General features: G+C 62.2%; 15 protein-coding genes. 1 reads left to right on the forward strand and 14 read right to left on the reverse strand.

The features are described 5' to 3' along the window. Positions 1 to 524: 524 nt before the first annotated feature. The 9 genes from M4J40_RS12435 to M4J40_RS12475 form a co-directional block, all read right to left on the reverse strand. Positions 525 to 779, reverse strand: coding sequence for a hypothetical protein (locus tag M4J40_RS12435; RefSeq protein ID WP_251754466.1), 255 nt, complete (start codon positions 777 to 779; stop codon positions 525 to 527). Then, entirely contained in the window at positions 776 to 1,435 is a 660-nt protein-coding gene (locus M4J40_RS12440) for a lysozyme (protein ID WP_251754467.1), read from the reverse strand. Before M4J40_RS12440 ends, M4J40_RS12435 begins: the two co-directional genes overlap by 4 nt. An 18-nt stretch (positions 1,436 to 1,453) precedes the next feature. Next, on the reverse strand, positions 1,454 to 1,882 hold the full coding sequence (locus tag M4J40_RS12445; protein WP_251754468.1) for a hypothetical protein: 429 nt from the start codon (positions 1,880 to 1,882) through the stop codon (positions 1,454 to 1,456). Beyond that, positions 1,882 to 3,330, reverse strand: a complete 1,449-nt coding sequence (locus M4J40_RS12450; protein WP_251754469.1) for a hypothetical protein — start codon at positions 3,328 to 3,330, stop codon at positions 1,882 to 1,884. Before M4J40_RS12450 ends, M4J40_RS12445 begins: the two co-directional genes overlap by 1 nt. A gap of 50 nt (positions 3,331 to 3,380) precedes the next feature. Then, complete coding sequence (locus M4J40_RS12455) at positions 3,381 to 7,010, reverse strand: hypothetical protein (protein ID WP_251754470.1); 3,630 nt, start codon at positions 7,008 to 7,010, stop codon at positions 3,381 to 3,383. A gap of 388 nt (positions 7,011 to 7,398) precedes the next feature. Continuing rightward, positions 7,399 to 10,788, reverse strand: coding sequence for a hypothetical protein (locus M4J40_RS12460; protein WP_251754471.1), 3,390 nt, complete (start codon positions 10,786 to 10,788; stop codon positions 7,399 to 7,401). After that, positions 10,781 to 11,242, reverse strand: a complete 462-nt coding sequence (locus M4J40_RS12465; protein ID WP_251754472.1) for a hypothetical protein — start codon at positions 11,240 to 11,242, stop codon at positions 10,781 to 10,783. Before M4J40_RS12465 ends, M4J40_RS12460 begins: the two co-directional genes overlap by 8 nt. Then, positions 11,242 to 13,377, reverse strand: a complete 2,136-nt coding sequence (locus tag M4J40_RS12470; protein ID WP_251754473.1) for a hypothetical protein — start codon at positions 13,375 to 13,377, stop codon at positions 11,242 to 11,244. The genes M4J40_RS12465 and M4J40_RS12470 overlap by 1 nt, the downstream gene beginning before the upstream one ends. Before the next feature lie 4 nt (positions 13,378 to 13,381). Then, the gene (locus M4J40_RS12475) at positions 13,382 to 13,993 is read right to left on the reverse strand and encodes a hypothetical protein (RefSeq protein WP_251754474.1); all 612 of its coding nucleotides are present in this window, start codon (positions 13,991 to 13,993) and stop codon (positions 13,382 to 13,384) included. Between the two features lie 194 nt (positions 13,994 to 14,187). On the opposite strand from M4J40_RS12475, the gene M4J40_RS12480 reads away from it, so the two are divergent. After that, positions 14,188 to 14,577 (forward strand): hypothetical protein, encoded by a 390-nt coding sequence (locus M4J40_RS12480; protein WP_251754475.1) that lies wholly within the window; start codon positions 14,188 to 14,190, stop codon positions 14,575 to 14,577. Between the two features lie 282 nt (positions 14,578 to 14,859). On the opposite strand, the gene M4J40_RS12485 is transcribed toward M4J40_RS12480, so the two are convergent. From M4J40_RS12485 to M4J40_RS12505, 5 genes are read right to left on the reverse strand one after another with little or no spacing between them, the layout of a single operon-like run. Beyond that, entirely contained in the window at positions 14,860 to 15,357 is a 498-nt protein-coding gene (locus M4J40_RS12485; protein WP_251754476.1) for a hypothetical protein, read from the reverse strand. A 12-nt stretch (positions 15,358 to 15,369) separates the two neighbouring features. Then, on the reverse strand, positions 15,370 to 16,344 hold the full coding sequence (locus M4J40_RS12490; RefSeq protein WP_251754477.1) for a major capsid protein: 975 nt from the start codon (positions 16,342 to 16,344) through the stop codon (positions 15,370 to 15,372). A gap of 15 nt (positions 16,345 to 16,359) precedes the next feature. Further along, entirely contained in the window at positions 16,360 to 17,136 is a 777-nt protein-coding gene (locus M4J40_RS12495) for a hypothetical protein (RefSeq protein ID WP_251754478.1), read from the reverse strand. Beyond that, positions 17,048 to 17,347: a hypothetical protein gene (locus M4J40_RS12500; protein WP_251754479.1), complete on the reverse strand. Its 300-nt coding sequence runs from the start codon at positions 17,345 to 17,347 to the stop codon at positions 17,048 to 17,050. The genes M4J40_RS12495 and M4J40_RS12500 overlap by 89 nt, the downstream gene beginning before the upstream one ends. 17 nt (positions 17,348 to 17,364) lie before the next feature. Then, positions 17,365 to 18,942, reverse strand: coding sequence for a portal protein (locus tag M4J40_RS12505; RefSeq protein WP_251754480.1), 1,578 nt, complete (start codon positions 18,940 to 18,942; stop codon positions 17,365 to 17,367). Position 18,943 lies beyond the last annotated feature (1 nt).

Genomic DNA, 18,943 nt, shown 5'->3' on the forward strand with positions numbered 1-18,943 from the left:
GTCCCCCACTAGCTTTGACAATTTTATGGGGGACGACAACTTATGCCTATGCTCAAATAGGCCATGTTTGAAGTCTACGCTTAGCCCGTTCGTCATTAGAAAAGATCGAGCGAAAATCGCAAGGACTACTTGCGTGGCTCCTCCCTCTCCATCGCTTGCCGCAAGTACCTCAGATCCGTTTTGATCTCGGCAATATCTTGGAGCACGCGAGTCGTGTCGGCTCGGCCGGCTCTTCCGTCCGTTTCGATCTCGCCAATGCGCCGATCATGATCCGCGACTTTCGCCTCCACTCCGGTAATGGACGTCTGTAAAGCGGTCCAGCCACCTGCGAGTGCCATCGCCAAGGTCGCGAGAGCAACAACGGTCGACAGGTTTAGACTCTTCCTGAAGTCAGGCATCATCGCGCTTTCTTTATAATTGCATCATTTCCCAGGGCGCGCTTCAGCGCGTCGGGATCGGTTTGAGCGAGACACACGGCGGCGGCCGGCTTCAACGGCGTGACAAGCTTCAGCCCCGCGCCACCTTCAGGGGGAACCGTCGCGCAAGCCGTCGCAATCGCGGCCACCGCCAGCAGCGAGGCATAGGTCGCGAGGCGAAAGGCCATCGAGCTTTTCATCAATCCGCGTCCTTTCCTCATAGGCCTTCACCGAGGCCCGCGCCTGTCCGGCCCGCTCGATGTCCCTGCCGGTTTCGATCAGCCACCACGCGGCCAGCAGGAGGGCGACAGTGGCTATTCCAGCCAACACCAGCCGCCAGTTCTTGAGGGCCACAGCGATCACGCCCGCATCTCCTTGCGGATGATCAGGAAGGCCGCCAATGCAGCGGCACCGACGATGACAATGGAAATAGCCCACGACAGCGGGCCATTGCCGGACGCCGCCGTGGCAAGACCGCCGCCCACAGTGGTCGCAGCCGCCAGGACTTCCGGCCGTGTAATCGCCTGCTTGATCGTCGAACCAGCCGACACCGGAGCGGAAGCGCTGGAAACGAACGCACCGGTCGACCACAAGCCAGCTTCCGCCGCGCGCCGATTGACGAGCCCCTGGACCACCTTGCCGCCCGCCTTGTTCCACTTGGCAAGCTCCGACGGGACGGCTTCGTAAGCGCCCGCGTTCAGCTTTCTCAGCAGCGTCGATTTCAAGAATGCGGCGTTACCCACATTGAAGGCGAACGACACCAGGGCGCCAAACTGAGAGTCGTTGAGCGGCACTTTCACCGCGCCATCGACAGCTTGTTCGGCCTCACCGAGATCATGCCGAAGCAGCTCCGTTGCCTTCGCTTCGGTGATGGACAGTCCGTGGCCGACCCGGAAAGCGGAATCGCTCGTGTGGCCGTATCCGATCGTCCACACACCCGCACTGTCCTGGTAGGAACGAAGGCGAAGCCCTTCCCACTGCTTGATCTTCTCAATGGCGAGGTCGGATGTGGTTCGCATCAAAGTCTCCGGATCGCTTCAGAGCGACATGGCATCGCGCCAAGCCGCGTCAATCTGATCGGCCGAGAGGCCGAAGGTCTGCCCGAGCGTGGCGATCAGCGGGTGGTCCCTGCGGTACTCACTTGCATAGTCCCACTCGATTTCGGCTTGGTCTCGTTGATCCTCCGGCAAGGCGTCGATCGCTGCTGCGACGTCGGCCGGCTTGATGCCAATCTTGAGAAGGCCTAGCCGGAGCTGTCGGGCTGAGAGTGGCATGAGCGGAGCCGGTTCGGTCGGGGGTAGGTCCGGAGCGGTCCATACGCCGTTGATCAGCTTCCAACCGATGCCGGCCTCGGACGGCAGCGCGCTCGTGTCGACACCACCAAATGCAGAGGCATCAACGTCATCTGCTACGACAATCGAGTTGGTGATCTGATCGGCTTCGATAATATGGATGATCTTAGCCATCATGCAGCTCCTTCCCCCTTGATCGGGTAGATGAACAGGGCGCCCCCGGAGCCTCCGGCTCCGAATTGGTTTGGGCTAGTGTTAATTCCCCCTCTGCCACGGGTTCCCGGTGTATAAGCACTGTCCTCTGTCCAGACACTGGCCGGCGTATTTGTTCCGGGCGTGATGCCGACGGCGTTCTGATAGGTGGCCGTGCTTAGCCTGACGCCCGCCAAAAAATCGATGAGTCGACCTGCGACAAACCCCTTGGCGTCCTTCCAGGCAAATGCTTGGTCGACGTAATCACCACCTGTCCCAGTGCCAGGCGCTCCGGAGGCTCCGGTGTTTGTTTTCCCTGGGCTGGAACCACCACCTCCACCCGTTGCGGTCAGGTCCGCGAATGCACTGTCGCCGCCAGCGACGCCCGTATTACCACCAGCTCCGATCGTCACCGGGAGCACGTCCCCTGGCGTGACGTCCACCACCGCCATCGATAGGCCTCCGAAGCCGCCGTATCCCCCCGTATAGCCACCAACAGCCCCGTTAGCGCCACCACCACCGCCACCAAACAGAATGGCAAAGATGCGCGTCAGACCTGCGGGGACCTCCCACGACCCTGTCGCGTTGATAATCGTCGGAGCAAGCAAGGCATCAAGAGACGAGCCGAGAGCATCGAACGCCGCCTTGAGGCCGGCGGGATGCACTGGCAGATCGTCGCGCTCGCCGGCAATCGTTACGGCAGGGGGGGCGAAAGCCATCGTGAAGGCCAGATCGGCAGTCAGGTCCGCCTCTGCCGGCTCCGCATCGGTGCCGGCGACGCCATCGAGGACCAGGCCAGAGCCAACCTTGAGCTTGCGCGAGACAGAGGCATACTCCGAAGGATCAAATGTCTGAGCAGCTTCGGATGCTGCCACCGCCGCTTTGGCTGCGGCTGTAGCAGTTGCTGCGGCCGTCGTTAGCTCGATAAAGCCGCCCGCAGCAACGGGGTTCCCATCAATATCAAAGCCCAGAAGCTGCCCTGACCTCTTTACCTTTGCAGGAAGCGTCAGGTCTCCCTCGCCGACCGGCACCTTCAGCGAGCGCGTGAACTTCGTCCACATTTCGCGCATCGCCGCCATCAGCAGCGAGAAGGCAAAGTTGAAATCCCGAGTACCATAGGGCGCCGTGGCCTGGATGGTCCGGCGCGGACGGAAGTTGCCGAAGATCTCCAGCTTGCCAGCGGAGATCGGGGCATTCAGACGAACGTAGGCATCCGTCACCGGAGCCGGGGTGAGCGTTGCTCCGTTCGCAGTGGACCGGATCGTGTAGCCGCTCGTCAGCTCGAGAAGATCGCCATCGAGATAGACCGAAACGTCGGCTGCCTCGCCGAACAGAGGAAACCCGAGCGCAAAATCAGTAGTCGCCGCCGTCGGCTGATAGGCAGCGTAGCGGTCTTGATCGAGGACGGGCGGGATCGGTGACGTGCTCATGGCTGGACCATGTCATCGCCGCCGCTCCCTCGCACTGCCCCGGAGTTTGCTCAGCGCCCTTCCATCTTGTCGAACAGGCGACGAAGGGCGAAGTGGTTCTGAAGCCAAGCCCAGCGGCGAAGAGCATCAGTGTCGTTCGCCGTCCACGTGCCTTGCGACAGGCTGTAGAGAGGCCCCTGAAGCCGCTCCAGCCGCCCATAGGTCGGCCCGAGGAAACTGGAGAGAGCCGACCGTTGGGCGTAGCGAGAAAGAGGGCGGTCCGAACCGATAAGCCTGAAAAAGTCGGTCTGCCCGGCAAACAGTTTTGCCTGAGCAGCATTAATGTCGCTGACCCATCCGGAGATTCCGGAGCGGTTCACCCCTTCCTTGACCCAGTCCTGCGGCTTGTCGCTTGTCTGCTGACCGGTCGCCACCGCATAGAGCTTATAGCTCAGCATGCCGGCCGCCAGGGTGGATACGAGTCCAGAGGCGGTGCGCGCGTCCCGGCGCTGAAGGTTGGCAATGAACACCCTCTCATGGGCGGCAGCGGTGAAGCCGCGGAACTGCCCCAGCAGCGCGCCGACTGGCCGGGAAAGGAACAGGGGCTTCTCCTGTCCCGGAGACACCACGGCAATATCCGCTTCGCGGGCAATCGCGGCCTCGAAAGACTGCCGCGCTTCGGCATCCGCCCAAGTAGCCGTTTCCGGCAGCATCACCCCGTCTACCGGCTCAACGCCGGACGCTTGATGTTGCTGCCAGATGCGAGCGGCCTTGTCCGGAGCGATGTTCGCCGCAGCCAGGTCGCGCACGTCCGCCTTGCTTGCCTTGCCGGCGGCGACGCGCTGGCACATGCGCAACAGCTCATCACTGGCGGCGGAGGACGCCATCGTTTTCATGAGGTCGGTGAACGGCGCCATGCCGTTGGCGATCATCGACTTGTCACCGGCCCAGCCGGCTAGCTTCTCTACTCCCGAGCCAGCTTTGTAATAGTCGATCACGTCGCCCAGCTGGCGACCATTGAGAGCGTGATGCGCATCGAGGGCGAGCCCCATCGCCTTCGCCTGCCGGCGCGCCGTGGGGTTGAACTTCGTGTCAGCAATCAGGCCCTTGAAAAACGGACGCCAAGCCGAACGGAACGCTCCCTCCAGTCCGAACCTGAACACGACACCAGTCGCGTCATTCAGGCTCGAAATCAGAGAGGATCCCATATCCGTCGCAAGCCCCCAACTCCGGAGCGCTCGGGCGACCGAAGCCAACTTCCTGATGCCTGGATCGGCGCTGTAGCCGTAGACACCGCGCACTCGGTCTCGGATGGCGGCCAGATCGCGAACAACACGCTGCTTCTCTGCCTCCAGCTTCACCCTCGCTTTCTCGGACTTGAGCTGAGCCGCCTTGGCCGCGTACTCCTCCGTCACCTTCTTCAAAGCCTCGGTCATGCGAACGTCGCCGAACCGACGGGTGAGAAGGATGTCCGGCACGGTGGTCCTGAGGAAGGCATGCAGTACCTCCGTGGGCTCACGGACAAGGAACTGGCTCACCATAGCGGTGGGGATGGCGAACTCGCGCTCGTTGAGTGAGCCGCGCACCTCCCCGCCACCGATCCCACCATCAGCGTGAGGCGTTGGCTCGTCATAGGGGAGCCGGCCGTCCGGAGTACTCAGAATGCGGTCGGCGATCTGGTTCGCGCGATCCCTCAGCTCCTGTTCGCCCAGGTTCCTGTTGGATGCAAGAATGCGGCGAACGGCGCGCTCGACCGCGTTATCGGCGGAGGTCAGTCGCTCCCCACGCCCCTGATAGGTTCCATCTGCCTTCGCAGTTTCGCGCTCGGCTTCTGCCTTGGCGCGAGCCTTCAATGCGGCCTTGACCTCGGCCGTAGACTTGCCTTGCCACTTTCCTAGCTCTTCCTCGATCTGCTTCCTTGCGCCACTACGGAGCTCCTGTAGAGCCTCAAGATCTTCGTAGAGCTTGTCGAGCTCGGCCGACTTGCCGCTTACTCGGTCTTGAAGCTCATTGCCCCGGTTTCGGACACGTGTTTCGAACACCGCGCCACCGAGAGCACTCTGGATTTTTGCTTCGCGCTCGGTCCTGAGCTGCCGGCGTATTTTAGTGAGCTGCTTTTTTAGAGGGGCAATCGCTCGGTTGATGTTGTCTCGCTCTTTTTCCAGAGCCATCAAGTCGTCAGCACCAAGACCGATACGCGCTCGCTTTGCCGAACGAGACGCTTCCCGGATGCCTTCGCGCAACATACTGCGCGCCTCGTCCACGGCGTCGGCAAATGATGACAGAGCATCGATGTTCTCAATGAGACCGCCGCCCTGCTTCACTTTCTGTCCGGCACCGATCAGTTTGAAGATCAGGCTGTCGATTTCCTTGATGTCCGGATACCGCTCTTTCGCTTCCCCGATCTCGCGACGCAGGGCTTCCAAGCGCTGAAGGGGCTCCTGGATCTGGCTGGATACCTGGCGTGAAAGCTCGCGTAGCTCGTCGGACTTCGCGGTCATGTCCTCTGAACGACGGAATGCGAACTGGTTGAGCGAAGTGAGTTCTTCCGCCCGATTTTCGACCGACGCTATTTGGCGCTCGCGGGTTTCAATCGCGCTCTGCTTCTTGTTGATCCGGTCGTCGAGATCGTCGGCATGGGTCTGCCAACTTGCAACTCGGTTTTGAATTTCCGCCTTTGAGGCCTGCTGCTTCTTGAGCCAATCGGTGGTCGTCGCAATGAACTCGTCACGCTTGCGCGTAACCGCAATCTTGTTCCAGAGACGAGGCACGAAACTCTCATCCCCAGCCGGGGCGCCCACCTCACCGAGCAGCGCCCGGCCGTCGGCCCCGACGGTTTCCTGAGCCGCCTTCTTCACTGGCTCCAGAATGGTTTTGCGAATGTGTTGGGCGACCTGTTGCACCTGAGGAACCGGGCTGGCGTCACCAGAGTAGAGCGCATCGAAGACGGCCTCGTTGAACTCCTTTGGCGACATGACGCCTTCAGGCGTCGTTCCTCGCAGTTGTTCCCAGCCGGCGCGGAGCATTGGCGCTTTCGGCGCATTGGGACCATAGCGATAGTCGACATAGGCGTTCTTCAGAACGTCGTCGGCCTGGGCGAGAGCTGGCGCGGTCCACTGGCGAACGGCACGGTCCAGCGGAGGCAATCCATCCCCGGTTGTCGTGATGCCCTTCTCGTTGTCGGTGAACATGCGCGGCGTCTCGGCAAGGTCCGCCAACGTGCGGCGAGCTTGCACCGATTGGCTGGACCAAACGCGCCCCGTCGGCGACAAGCGGTCGCTTACGTTCTGGAGCGGCTTCGGAAGGTAGGGGATTTGCTCAAGCTGCCGAGCGTCCGACGCCGCTGCTCCGGCGGCCTGCGGCATCGGTGCGCCGGCAATGTGTGCCGTAGCGTCAGCGCGAAGCTGATCCATCCCTTGAGTCAGCGAAGCGATCTCGCCTTTCGTCAAATAGCCGAGGCCAGCGCCGAGTAAGCCAGAGAGGATCGTTGCGGACGCTACGTTGCCCGCCCCCTCCTCCCAGCCGCGCCCAGGCTGAGTTGCCTGTAGAAACGCCTCGCCGGTGCCGGCCTGAACTGCCCCGAGGGCAGCCGACCGAGAGGCGACGCGCGCTATCTTCATCCCCTTGGCGGCACCTGACAGAACATCAACAAACGGGACGTAGTTGAGCGGATCGACGGCACCAACGCCGATCTGCGCCACAGTCCCGGCCCACCCAGCGTCCGATAACGTCCGAAGGCGCTCCTCCCGAGCGTCAATGCGCGCCATCAGCGCTCGCGCCGCCGCCTCGTTCGGAACGCCTATGAACTCGTCGCCATACTCGGCCTCGTACCGGCTTCCCCGGATCAACTCGAAGGGATTGAAGTCTGTTTCGAGTCCAGCCGTTGGGTCTGTCGACAGGAGGTCATAGACCTTGCGGCCAAACTCCCAGGCCGCATATGGCACTCCCTCTTTCCAGGCTGCTTTGACAGTGCTGGCGTAGGTGGGGCCACTTGCTAGAGGATCCGGCGGGGTGACACCCGTCATCTGACGCGGCGCGCTACCGACCTCGCTCAGAACATCGGTTTCAGCGATCAGGGGCATTCGATCCTCACGGCAACTGGTAGGGGCGAGCTTCGTCACGCTCTTCGAGACTGAGCGGCTTCCCAATGCGAGCGAACGCCCGCTGGTCCGCGTCGCGGCGCTCGCGCTCGGCGGTCACTGGGGCCTGCGCAGCGGCACGGTCAGGCTGGAAGCGGAGCGGCACCCCGGGCGACTGCTCTAGGAGGTGCCAAGTTCCATCATCGGCCTGGACCACGACGCGATACGTCGGCGGCCTCTTTGATGAGACCCCGGCTTCCGTCAACTGATCGGCGACAAGCCCATAGTTCTCAGGCAGGCGACCGCGAACCTCTTTCCCTGTCGCGAAGGAGACGAACTCACTGGCCAGCGGCATGAGCGCCTTCGCCACAGTGCTGGTCTCGGGGTTGAGGCCAAAATGCTTCTCCACGTCGGCAACAAGCTGTTCCCGGATGTAGTCGTAGGAGCCATCGACGGGTTCGAGATACTTCTCCGGCGGGTTCGCCATGATGCGCCCATCATTGGCGACCGATGGCCCCCATTTCTGCGCGACCTGTTTGGCCGCGAACTCGGCCGCCGCGCTTTCGTTGCCACCGTTCCGCACGAACGCCTCAGAGAACTGACGAGAGAAATCCGCGTAGAGCTGGCTTTCGCTACCGAGTGGGCCATCGGAAATCGGCGCAACGCTGGTCACGTAGCCGGCAGGGTTGAACCAAGAGCGATTGTCCAAGAGACCAACGACATCCGCCGGGTTCGGATAGCTCTTGGCAAACACCTTGGACGCCTGCTCCGACAGAGTTTTGCGCGCCTCCTTGGCCGCTGGATCGAGCGCGGCCATTCGCTCTTTTTGGAACTGCTCAGGCGAGACGAACGACAGCTTGGATTTCCACTCCTCAAGGTCGCCCGCCGCTTTGGCACCGAACAGCTCGTTGAAGTCGAGCGGCATCTTCCGATCGACCTGATCCATGAAACCGAAGGCGCTTGATGCCTTTTGCCAATCGGGACTTGCCGACATCGCGACGATCGCGCCCGATACGGCTTTTGACGAGAGCGTGGCTTTGAGGCTGTCACGGTCCATCGCCGCAAGGCTGTTCAGAGTGCCGGTGATGACGGCGGCCGACTGAGACCGCATCACATCTCCAAAACGCGCCTCTTCGGCCGGCGTAAGCAACGAGGGCTGAGAGCCGGAGTGAGCTGCGATTTTCTGGTTGTCGCGGAAGCGCGCTTGCAAGGCCGTCGGCATCATGTCCGGAGCGTCCAGGGGGAGCGGAGCCCGCAGGCTGGGTAGATCCATGCCGAGCCGCTGGCCGGCGGCGTGAGGGTCACTCTTGAACTGCGCAACGAGGCTTTTCGCAGTGTCCTCGATGTTCGGGATCAGTGCCTTAAGTTCGGTGTTGGTGCCGCGTCGAATCTCCTCAACCGTGCTGCCGACGAAAGCCTGGAACTGATCGGCCGGTAGGTCCTGGGCGGCTTCGGCCATCTTGGACCGAACGGCGAGTTCGGCATATTTCCGAGCGTCGTCAGGCGTACCGGCCAGTTGGATCAGGCTCCCGAGCGTGCGAAACTGGGTAGGGTCCGGCACCTCAAACGCGTTCAGGGCCGTGAGCATCTTCGGGATCTGTGCGCCGATCAGGTCGCGCGCGACCTTGCGGAAAGCCAGGAAATCGTAGGCGTCACCGGTGGCTGCCTGCCCTTCGCCGGCGGACATGGCTTCATCCACCACGTAAGAGCCGGTTGAGCCGCCCGCGCCGCTGCTTTGCGCGCCCATGCGCGCATAGTCGGAAAGGCTGGTCCCGTTGGCATCGGCCGGATTGTCGGCGCCGCCGCTGGTCAGATAGCGGATAGCGCCCTCCTTCCCGCCGAGGTGCATCATGTTTCGAATGCCCTCGCGGGTGATCATCACGCCGCCGACGGTCTCGCCAATGAACCGGTCGAGCCCATTCGCCTCGATGTCCGAATCCATTCTGGCGATGTGCAAGCGGAAGGCCTCCTGCTGCGCGGCGGGGTTTGCGCGGAAGTCGTCGAGCGTCTTCACCTCGGGAAACCCTGGAATGGAAAAGGTGCCGCTCCACTTACCCGGCGCGTCCTTCCCTGACTTCGACCAGGTCTTCAGGTTCTCGCCGGCTCCAGGTGCGTAAAGGCCAAGATCGGCAAGGCGCGGAGCGCCAAACTGATAGAGGCCCGCATAGCCAAACCCATTGACCACGCCGGGCCGACCACCGCTCTCGGACTGTAGTAGCGAGTTATCGCCCAGCAGTCCCGCGCCACGCGCCGCGAGTTCGGCCGGGGTCAAGGCTTGGAGCTGACGGGTCGTATCGGCCTGATGTTTGGCGGCCATGATGGACTGGATTTGCCGGTAACCGCCAGCGCTGGAAAGGTCGCTGATCAAGCCATCGAGGGTCGACTGAGGAACGTCGATACCTGAGTTCAGCGCTTGCACCGTCCGATCCACTTCCGGAGACAGCGACGTGACGATGGCGCGCTTCTCTTGCTCCTGACCGCGAACGTAAGCGTAGCCCATGGCGCGATAGCTCTTGCGGTCGCTCGGGCTGAGATCCTTGAACTGAGGATCGGTTTCGAAGCCATCGGCAAGCTCCAACGCGCCCTTTGCGCTGCCCCCGTTGGCCGGATCATAAGCTCGCTCGACGGCTCCCATGGTCGCCTCTGCGGCGAGCATGCTCGTCAGCCGGGTCATTCCCTGTTTTGCCAGCTCCGGCGAAATGCCACTTCGCGGGTCGGCGGCCAGCACCTCATAGGACTTCTGGATGTCGGCGACGGCCTTCTGAAACTCCGGCCCATTGTAGGCGGACCTCGCCAGTTGGGCGGCGTCGTTGGTCATCAGGTCGATGTGACCGAGCAACGTCTTTGCGTTGGCGGCGCTGTCGAGGGTGGCGCGCTGTTCGATCGCCCGGCGCATGTACGGGGTGGCGATCTCTTCGGCCTGCTGCTGGAGCCGGAGCTGATCGCCGCCGGTGGCATTCTGAGCGGCGCCGATGGAGACTTGTCTCCACTGCTGCGCAAACCATTGCGGATCGCCGCCGCCACCGCCCTGTTCCTTGGGCGCCCAAAGCTTCGTGTAGAGCTCCTGAGCCTGAAGGCCGAGCGACGTTTGCGTCCGAGCCCCCTGCGCGGCGAGCGCCGTATCTCGATAGGCATCAGCGGCGCGCCCAACGAGACCGGAGCCAGGAATCTGTTGGACGACGATTTTGCCGTTCGCGTCACGCTGGACGGATTTGTAGCCCTCCTCCTCGCCGGTCTTCTTCCCATAGCTCAGAGCGATGTCGTCCACGGTCCCTTTCAGGCTATCGAAGGCGCCAGCCCACGCGGAGCCAAGGCGGGCATATTCGCCGGCCGACACCATTGAGTTTGGCGCTTCGGTGAGCGCGGGAGCACTCCGAACGGACGGAAGAAGATCAGCCACCGAACACCCCCTTGAAAGCCCCGTCCTGCCCCATCTGGTAGAGCCCGCCAGCCAACCCGCCGAACGCCTTCAGCATGCCGATCCCGGCGTACTGCTTGGCTGCCGACTGGTAGAACTTGGCGTCGGACGCATATTGCGTTGCCTGCGCTCGGATGCCGGAAACCTTGGCAATCCGCTCGTTGTCCGAGACGCGGCGGTTTTCATCCGCGATGGCTTGACCGGTGGGGCTATCGGACAATCCCACGCTTGAACGGATCGCCGAGATATTGGCGAGGGTCGTTCTCAGGTCGTCTCGATAGTAAGCGTCGGTCGCGTCCGCGTTGGCGCGAGCCGCCTGCCCGGCATAGGTCGCCTGCTGTGCCTGATGCTTTGCGCCGGCGGCATTGGCGTTGCCTTCCGAGATCGCCGAGGCGGCGGATAGACCCAACGACGCGATGCCAAGTGCAACCCCCATCAGATGGTCACCTCCATGCCGATTTCGACGATTTCCAGGCTGCCGGGGCGATCCTTGACGAGCGGACCAGGACGAGGGTCCATGTGGCGCCCCATCTCTCGGAACTTGTAGGTGTTCTCGCGCTTCGCCGGTGCGCTGCCGCCTTCCTCGCCCCATGCCACGGGCGGGATAGAGCGCCGCCCCCACGAGAAGCCGGTCGAGCGAAGCACCGAGACCATGACCTGACGAACGCGGCGGCGGCGCTGGGTCTGTTTGTAGTCGGTACCGCCGGAGACGTGCGGGACGAAAGGCTCGATGGTCGACGCCCAGGCGCGGCCGGCAAGGATGCCCGCCGAGGAGAAGTCGTCGTTGGGGAGCGTGACAAGGTTGCCGTCCTCATCGATTTCGCGGTTCCCGAGATCCCGACCTCCGTCCTGAAGATCAACCGTTTCCCCTGCCCAGAACCAAAGCGGGCCTTGGCCTTCACCGGCCGCAAGGCTCGCCATGATGCCGTTGAGGGTCACGACGCCGTCCATGTCGACGTCATCGGTCATCCGCTCGACGATGGTCGCGCCCGAGTACTGGACGTTGAACAGAATGTCGGTACCGAGTGCCGAAACCCACTTCACCGAGCCGGCGCCGGACCAAGGCGACCAGCCAACCCACTGCCGATTGCTCGCCATCCGGGCCACGGCCATGGTGCCGTCGGCGTTGACGACATGCAGATATCGCTCGGAAAAGTTGGCGTCGCCTCGCGAGAAGGCCATGCAGACAGGCGTCTTCAAAAGGTGGTCGGCCAACTCGTTGATGTCCGTTGCCTCGTAGGGCTTGTTCGCGGCACCGAGGAGGGTAATGGCAATGGCGCGCCGAAGGCCGACGTTCAGGAACACGATGCCCTCGGTGGTGATCGCCGGACGCACGGGACCGCAGCCGTCGGATGAGACCTGGATGAACTGGACGTTGCCGGGCTTGAGCGGGACGCTGGAGCTGATTGGCACGTAGAAAACGCCGTCGTCCGTGAACACGAACTGATCCGGGCCGCCGAGCATGTAGAGGACATGTTTGCGGCCGGGCACGAGTTCGAAGATCGCGTTGTTGGCGTCGGCGCCAACCAGGAAGTCGGTGTAGGTGTCGAGCGATGACCAGATGACACCCTCCGGAAGGGCCGGGAGGTCGAAGAAGGTCAAGCGCGTCCGGTCATAGAGGCACGCCTGCGGCCAGCCACGGCGGGCAGAGATCGCCTGTTCGTCCCAGTCGGCTGTTGGCTGAGGGTCGGCAGCGGCGACCGCCGAACTATCCGACCGGCTGATCGGTCCGATGATCTTCTCCGACGCCTGAAAGCCCGAGAAGACGGACTTGATCTGAACAGTAATCGTGTTGCCAGCGACGGCGGTCACCTCGCCGGTCGCATTGCTGGTGTAGCCGCTCACCACGTGCCCGACCAGGAAGCCATCCGTGCTCGCAAGCGTGATGACCTGAGCCGGTGGAAGTGGCTGGAGCACCGTGCCGGTGCCGACTGTCGGGCTCGTGATCGCCGTAATGAGGATCTGGTAGGTCTTGTAGCGGATCACCGTGCCGATGAGGTCGGAGGTCAAGAACGCCGCGGAGAATGTGAGGGTGATCGATCCGCTTCGCGCCGACGGCGTGAGCTTGATCCCATAGCTTTCCGGGAAGCGATAAAAGGGCGCCCTGATCTCGCCCTGGGCGCCGGTGGTGAAAGCCCAATTGCTGAACGACCACGTGCCGTCCGACGCGCGCTTGACGACGCGCGTCATCATTCCGGGGAAGCAAATGACGATGTCGCTGGAGATGACCGCGAAGGAAACCTTGCCAACTGTTGCCTCGGTCCAGGGATAGCCCGCGTCGGAGGTGACGAGCGCGCCTGTCGTGTCCCGAATGATGATCGTGCCGGCGCCAAAGGACAGCCGATACCGGAGGTCGCCCGGCAGCATGACGGTTTCGGTTCGTCCCTCCTGCCGGAACAGCGCCATGCGCCCCGGCCGATCGGTGAGACCGCCGGAGCTCATCATGCGCCAGTTCTCCAGTCGGCGCGCCCCGCACTGAACCTGCTGCACGTCATCGCGGTGCTTCAGATCCTCGCGTAGCTCCCCGCCTGAGAAGTCGACTTGCCTGACGATGTGTGAGGCCTGGGCCATTCCCTTACCTCACCGCTTGGCCGCTCGACACGGCATAGCCGCCGCGCCGGATGCGCCGCGCCGCCCTGAGCTTGGAGTTCAGCATCGCCTTCGGCGGCTTCTCCTGACCGGTGCGCGTAGCCGCCTCGCCGAGCATGGCTTCCGCCTTCATGTCGACGCGCTCGGCTTCGCCGGTGTCCTCGTTCAGGCCGCGATAGGCATGCGCCATCAGCTTCAGGCGCAAGGTCTCGAGAAAAGTTGGCGGCCACTGGTCGGCCGAGGGGATGCGGATGAACCGCGCGACCGGCACGTACGCCCCGGCGGTACAATGAACCTTGTTGTCGATGATGTCGTAAATCGCCGGCACATCGTTGATGGTGACGGACTTCAAGTGCAGGCAGCCAACCGGCTTCGTGAAGACATCAGCAAAGCGTGGATCCTCGCTGGCGCCGATCCGCGCCATGCTCGCCATGAGTGATGCAAAGCCCCAATCGCGACGTTCGATCAGAAGCGACAGCTCGGTCTCGTAGGCGTCGTCCATGACGAGCCATTCCGGGCTGTCGTCGCCTTCAAAGTCGACCGGGTTGTTGCTGGTCCGAATAAGCGCGGAGTTGATGAGCGAGAGCTTGTCGTACATGCCGTGAGCAGACAGGAAACCGGCGCAAGATGCACTGCCCCGGCATACGCGAACCCAAATATAGGATTTGCAAACTAGGCCTGAGATTAGCTCGCCTAGAACCAAGGAATATGTTCTCGCTTTGGATTCTGTGTGCTCTTAATGTTTCTTGATACGCCACATCTATGTAGAGAAGCGCTATGGATGACTGGTCCATGAGCAATGAACGTCAGTTCGTAGAAAATACTCTCGGACTGAGGTTCAATTTCCTCCTCGTCTTTGTTTCAATCATTGCAGGCGCAGCAAGCAGGCCCGACATATATGAAGTTATAAGATCTTTAATGCTTACTTTTGCCACCGTTATATGCTTTTTACTTTCACTTGCGATAGAAAGATCGAGCAATCAACTTGATATAATTATCGAACAACTAAAGAATACCCCTGATCATCCGATAAAAATAGTCCGAGAAAAGGTGGGAGAATCAGGGAGCAGAAGGTGGATAATAGGAATAGTCATTCCTCGTATATGCTGGATGATACTTCTGGTTTTTACCGCAACAAGCTGGTCTTTTTCTTTATATTATATAGTAAATCCAAATAACTGAAGACACAAAAAGACCCGATGCGAACCGCACTGAAACAGTGCCCGTGCTTTATTTCGGGCCTGCTGCATGAACGTTTTCTTTAATTTTCTTCCCTTCTTGACGACTTTTTGTCCACCTCACTTGTCCTAGCGGTTTCGCCGTCATCGGGCGTGACCTCCAACCAAGGCTCAGCGGACCACTCCGCAGGAAACCGAGCGATGGCGTTGCGAGCATCCACCTCGAACATGCGGACCTCACCCTGAACCTTGTGATAGGCGTTCATGTACATGGAAGCGTTCCTCGTTAGGCGAGATCGGGCGAGATCCACGCGCTCAGCGTGATCGATGGCGTCGTTCCGCCGATCAGCGCGTAGAGCTGGAGATAGCGGAAGACGTAGGCGCCCATCAGGTTGGTGAAGGGGATGGTGAACTTGGTGGCCGACCGGCCCGTCATCGGAACGGGATAGGACGCCGGACAGATTGTCCCGAGAAGCCGGCCAGCCGAGGCGGCGGCGAAGTCGCGCGCCGCGAGCATTTCGACGTTGCCGTTCCCCCAGGCCGCATCATTCGAGCCGAGCAGGAAGAGCTTATAGGTCTCGTCGCCGCTCGAAAGGTCCATCGCCGAAACGTCGAGGTTGAGATAGCCATCGAACCGGCCGGGCATGATGTCGAGCTGGGCATTGAGGGCGTTGACGTAGCCCGACGCAGCGAGCGTCTGCGGGTTGGCGAAGGCCATCGCAGCATCGAACGGAACAGCGCGCTCGGGCAGGATCGACGGCAGGGGAAGATTGGTAAGCGCCATGTTGTCGGCTCCTTACTGGACGATGGTCGCGGCGGTGACGGAGGTGAGGCGGGCCACCGAGCGCGGATGCTCGCGGGCGATACCCCAATCCCAGCTGATGTGATCCGACAGGAACGGCGAACCGACAACAGCGCCCTCGTCGACCACGTCGAGCGGGGTCTGCTCGATGACGTAGAGACCGCCGTCCCGAAGGCTGACGCAGTAGATGGACGCGGTCTGAGCGAGACCACCGCCAACACCAACCTCGGTGAAGGGCAGAAGGTCGGGCGTGTCGTCCGGCTCGTAGCCAAACAGGATCGGCAGGCCCTTGTAGCGCATGATGCGCCGGCCGAGGTTGTCGGTGTCGTTGTCGTAGGCGATGGACTGGCCGGTTAGGTTGGAGTTGCGAGCGGCAATATCGAGGAACGGCATTAGGCCGCGCGGGAACACCCAATGCGTCGGCTTGTTGACCAGCCAATAGAGCTGATCGAGGCTGGCGAGCGACAACGGCGCGCCGCCGGCAGCAACCGAGTTGTGCAGCAGATTGGTGTTGAGGCTCTGGCAACGCACCTGAAGGCCGTTCGGCTGCTTGGCACCGGTGGCCGAGTTGTCGCCCTTGATCATGACCTGACTGAAGTACTGGCCGAGGGCGATGGTCTTGAGCTCGCGCTGCTTGTTGCGATGGTCCGGGCCAAGGCGGGCGACGAGCGCGCGGTCGACCTTGATGTACTCGTCGATTGGGAAGGTGTCTTCCTCGCGCAGATTAAACGAACCCGTCGACTCGTTGCCCTGAGAGTTGAAGTTGCGGAAGCCGACTGTCGGAACGCTGCTGATATCCGTGAACGCCCGCTTGCCCTGGACGGCAGGCAGGATGGGCGTTGCCGCCATGACGTCGGATACCCTGACCATGTTCTCGACGAACACACGCGTTGCGCTGTCCTGAGGCATGGTCTGGGCATATTCCGCCATGGTGATCGGCGCGGAAATGGTGGGAGTGATGGGATTCATCAGGGTCTTTCTCCGTTACGAGCGAGCCTTGCGGGACTCGATCGCCGCCATCCGCTGGCGGAAGGTCATGGTTTCGTAGCCCTCGATTTCGTGAGGGTCGGTCTCGGTTCGGCCGGAATTGTTGAAGGATGTTCCACTCTGCCGAAGCAGGGTCTCGAAGGCTTCGACGGCGGCGGCTGTCGCCATCAACGGCAGCAACGCGCGCCCCTTCTCGCCGAGCCGGCCAACCAGCGAGTTGGTAACGGCATCGATCCGCTTGCCCGCGTTGTCGCCGAGCTTGGCGCGCTCTTCGGAAAGGCGGTTGTTGTAGGCGGTTCGTTCGGCGATCTGGCGCTGAACCTCGAAACCGACGAGTGACTGGAACTCCGCCTTCGTGAACTTCTTCTCGAAGGCCAGCTCGCGCGCCGCCTTCAGGGCCGGGTCGTTCTCGTCGAGTTCGACACCGTCCGGCAGGCCCAGGGCGGCCACATCGACGACATAGCCGCCAGCCTCGGCCGGCGTATCGGTGGCGCGCTCTTCAGCCTTGGCCTTGAGGTCGGTGAGGGTGGCAGTCAGGTCGGCAAAGGCCTTGCCGAACTCGTCGGCCTTGAGGCCGTTCTCGTCATCCCAGAACTCGGCCGGGATGGTCTCGGGTCGCGTGGGTAGCTCCGACACGGGATCGGTAGCGCCGGCATTGCCTTCGGCGTCGGCCGTGATCTGGTCGTCAGCCGAGGCGGCCGCGTCGGGCTGCCCCTCGGTGGGTGTGCCGAGCGGCGCGGTCTGTCCGTTCTGTCCCTGGTTGTTGTTGTTCACCAGCATCGCTGTCGCGTGGTCCTTCAAGCAAACTGAGGATTTCGCGGACCATGCTAAGTCGACCGACTTCCTCCCGCACTGCCCCGGACTTTTGCCCCGGCGTCGGGCCGCGCATCAGCTTCTCGGCCAGAAACTCGCGGATAACAGCGCCGTCGCGCGTACCGCCGACGTTGGCGAACGCGGCGAGGATTTCTTCCTTGGTGTAGATCATTTGCCCCTCGCGGATCGTCAGGACACACCGGGCGCGCCGATCGAGCCCGGCTGTAGCTGACCGCCGCCGCCGCCAATGCCGGCGACCTTGGCGAGCATGTCAGTGGCCTGGGCGATCTGGTTCTGATCTCGGAACGCGACCACGTCGCCGCCGCCCATCTTGTCGACGATGTTCTTGAGCGTCACGGTGCCGTCGACCGCCACCTTGGTTTCTTCCGGGAACAGCTCGGCACCGATCTGCAAGGAGCGGACGGCGTTGCTGACTTCCTGCTGGTCCTGAGCGCGCCGCGCCGGATTGTCCGCGACGACGGAGACAATCTTGCCGCTCTGCCCCGGATATTCGATTTCCTTGAACAGTCCGCGCTCAAGCCCGATGAACCGGAACCGTGTGAAGATCGCGCCCGGCCCCTCCTCCCAGAAGACGACGCCAGGGGTACCGATCTTGCGCTGAGCAAGGGCCATTTCGTCGAGCCACTGCGTCGCCGTCGGCGGCGTGTCGCCGCGCTGCTGGGGGAAGTCGTTGTAGAACAGCCGGCGGACGCGACGCTCGCGCTTGTCCTGGTCGAAATAGACCGCGTCGAGCCGGTTGGGCTCGTACATCTTCCGGACCGCGTCCTGTGTCCCGTTTCGGATCGGATACCAAGCCCCCGGCTCAACCCCGTCTTCGACGTTGACGAAACTGTCGTCCGGATAGGTCATCGGCGGCCGAAGGCTCAGGTCGATGTTGTCGACCTCGGCGGCGGCCATCTCGTCGAGAACTCGAAGATCGGGTGCCGCCTTCAGAAGCGGACCATTGCCGAAAGCGAACTCCGAATGACGGTTGAAGGTGACGGGGACGAATGGGCATGAGCCGGCGCCAACCAAGACCTTCTCGTAGACCAGCTCTCGGTTGACCATTTGGACGTACTGCCAAGTCTCCTCGGACTTGGCGTAGTCCCGCCACCACCCCCAGGTCACTGAAGCCTGACCGTTGGGTTTGTCGGCAATGGCCTTGGTGAGCTTGTCGGAGAGCTTGGCGTCCTTCTCGATCAGCGCGCGGACGAAACGGTTCTTGGTGTAGCGGACCACGAACCTGTCGCCGATCTTGCCGTCGGGACCGATGTTGATCTCCATCTCCCGGAGCGGCACCGCGTAGCAGGAGACGGAGCTGTGTAGATCCTTGGTGTCGATGAGAAGGCCGAACGTGCCGACCGCGCCGTCAGGGTTCAGTGCCTTGCCGATCTCCGAATAGAAGTTGCTCTCCCAGATCAGCCCGAACACCTTGCCGCGCTGCTCTTTGCAGGCCTCTTCGACCTCCTTTTTCACGACCTCCTCAACTTCGATGCTGGGGCGCTGGTTCGCCCACATCACCCCTTCGGGCATGAAGGAGTTGAGCAACGTCGTCGCAAAGTTCTCCGTCTCCTCGATGGCGATGGAGGTCTGAAGATCCACGTCATCCTTGGGCGGCGTTGCCGAGGCGGCGGCGGTCGAGGTGACATTCCGCGCCTTCTGCGGAGCTGCGAAGAAGTAGGCCTCCTGAATGTCCGGGGCGAAGCGCGCCTTCTGTGCTCGGGCGTCGGCGAGCCGGTCCAGCGTTTCCTTCTGCAGGTCCGCCATG

Source organism: Pleomorphomonas sp. JP5, assembly GCF_023721815.1.
Classification (GTDB): domain Bacteria; phylum Pseudomonadota; class Alphaproteobacteria; order Rhizobiales; family Pleomorphomonadaceae; genus Pleomorphomonas.

Bases quoted from the DNA above. Each gene is read 5' to 3' on its own strand.
- M4J40_RS12440 (WP_251754467.1), bottom strand. From the start codon at position 1,435: ATGCGAACCACATCCGACCTCGCCATTGAGAAGATCAAGCAGTGGGAA.
- M4J40_RS12445 (WP_251754468.1), bottom strand. From the start codon at position 1,882: ATGGCTAAGATCATCCATATTATCGAAGCCGATCAGATCACCAACTCG.
- M4J40_RS12450 (WP_251754469.1), bottom strand. From the start codon at position 3,330: ATGAGCACGTCACCGATCCCGCCCGTCCTCGATCAAGACCGCTACGCT.
- M4J40_RS12465 (WP_251754472.1), bottom strand. From the start codon at position 11,242: ATGGGGGTTGCACTTGGCATCGCGTCGTTGGGTCTATCCGCCGCCTCG.
- M4J40_RS12470 (WP_251754473.1), bottom strand. From the start codon at position 13,377: ATGGCCCAGGCCTCACACATCGTCAGGCAAGTCGACTTCTCAGGCGGG.
- M4J40_RS12475 (WP_251754474.1), bottom strand. From the start codon at position 13,993: ATGTACGACAAGCTCTCGCTCATCAACTCCGCGCTTATTCGGACCAGC.
- M4J40_RS12480 (WP_251754475.1), top strand. From the start codon at position 14,188: ATGAGCAATGAACGTCAGTTCGTAGAAAATACTCTCGGACTGAGGTTC.
- M4J40_RS12485 (WP_251754476.1), bottom strand. From the start codon at position 15,357: ATGGCGCTTACCAATCTTCCCCTGCCGTCGATCCTGCCCGAGCGCGCT.
- M4J40_RS12490 (WP_251754477.1), bottom strand. From the start codon at position 16,344: ATGAATCCCATCACTCCCACCATTTCCGCGCCGATCACCATGGCGGAA.
- M4J40_RS12500 (WP_251754479.1), bottom strand. From the start codon at position 17,347: ATGATCTACACCAAGGAAGAAATCCTCGCCGCGTTCGCCAACGTCGGC.
- M4J40_RS12505 (WP_251754480.1), bottom strand. From the start codon at position 18,942: ATGGCGGACCTGCAGAAGGAAACGCTGGACCGGCTCGCCGACGCCCGA.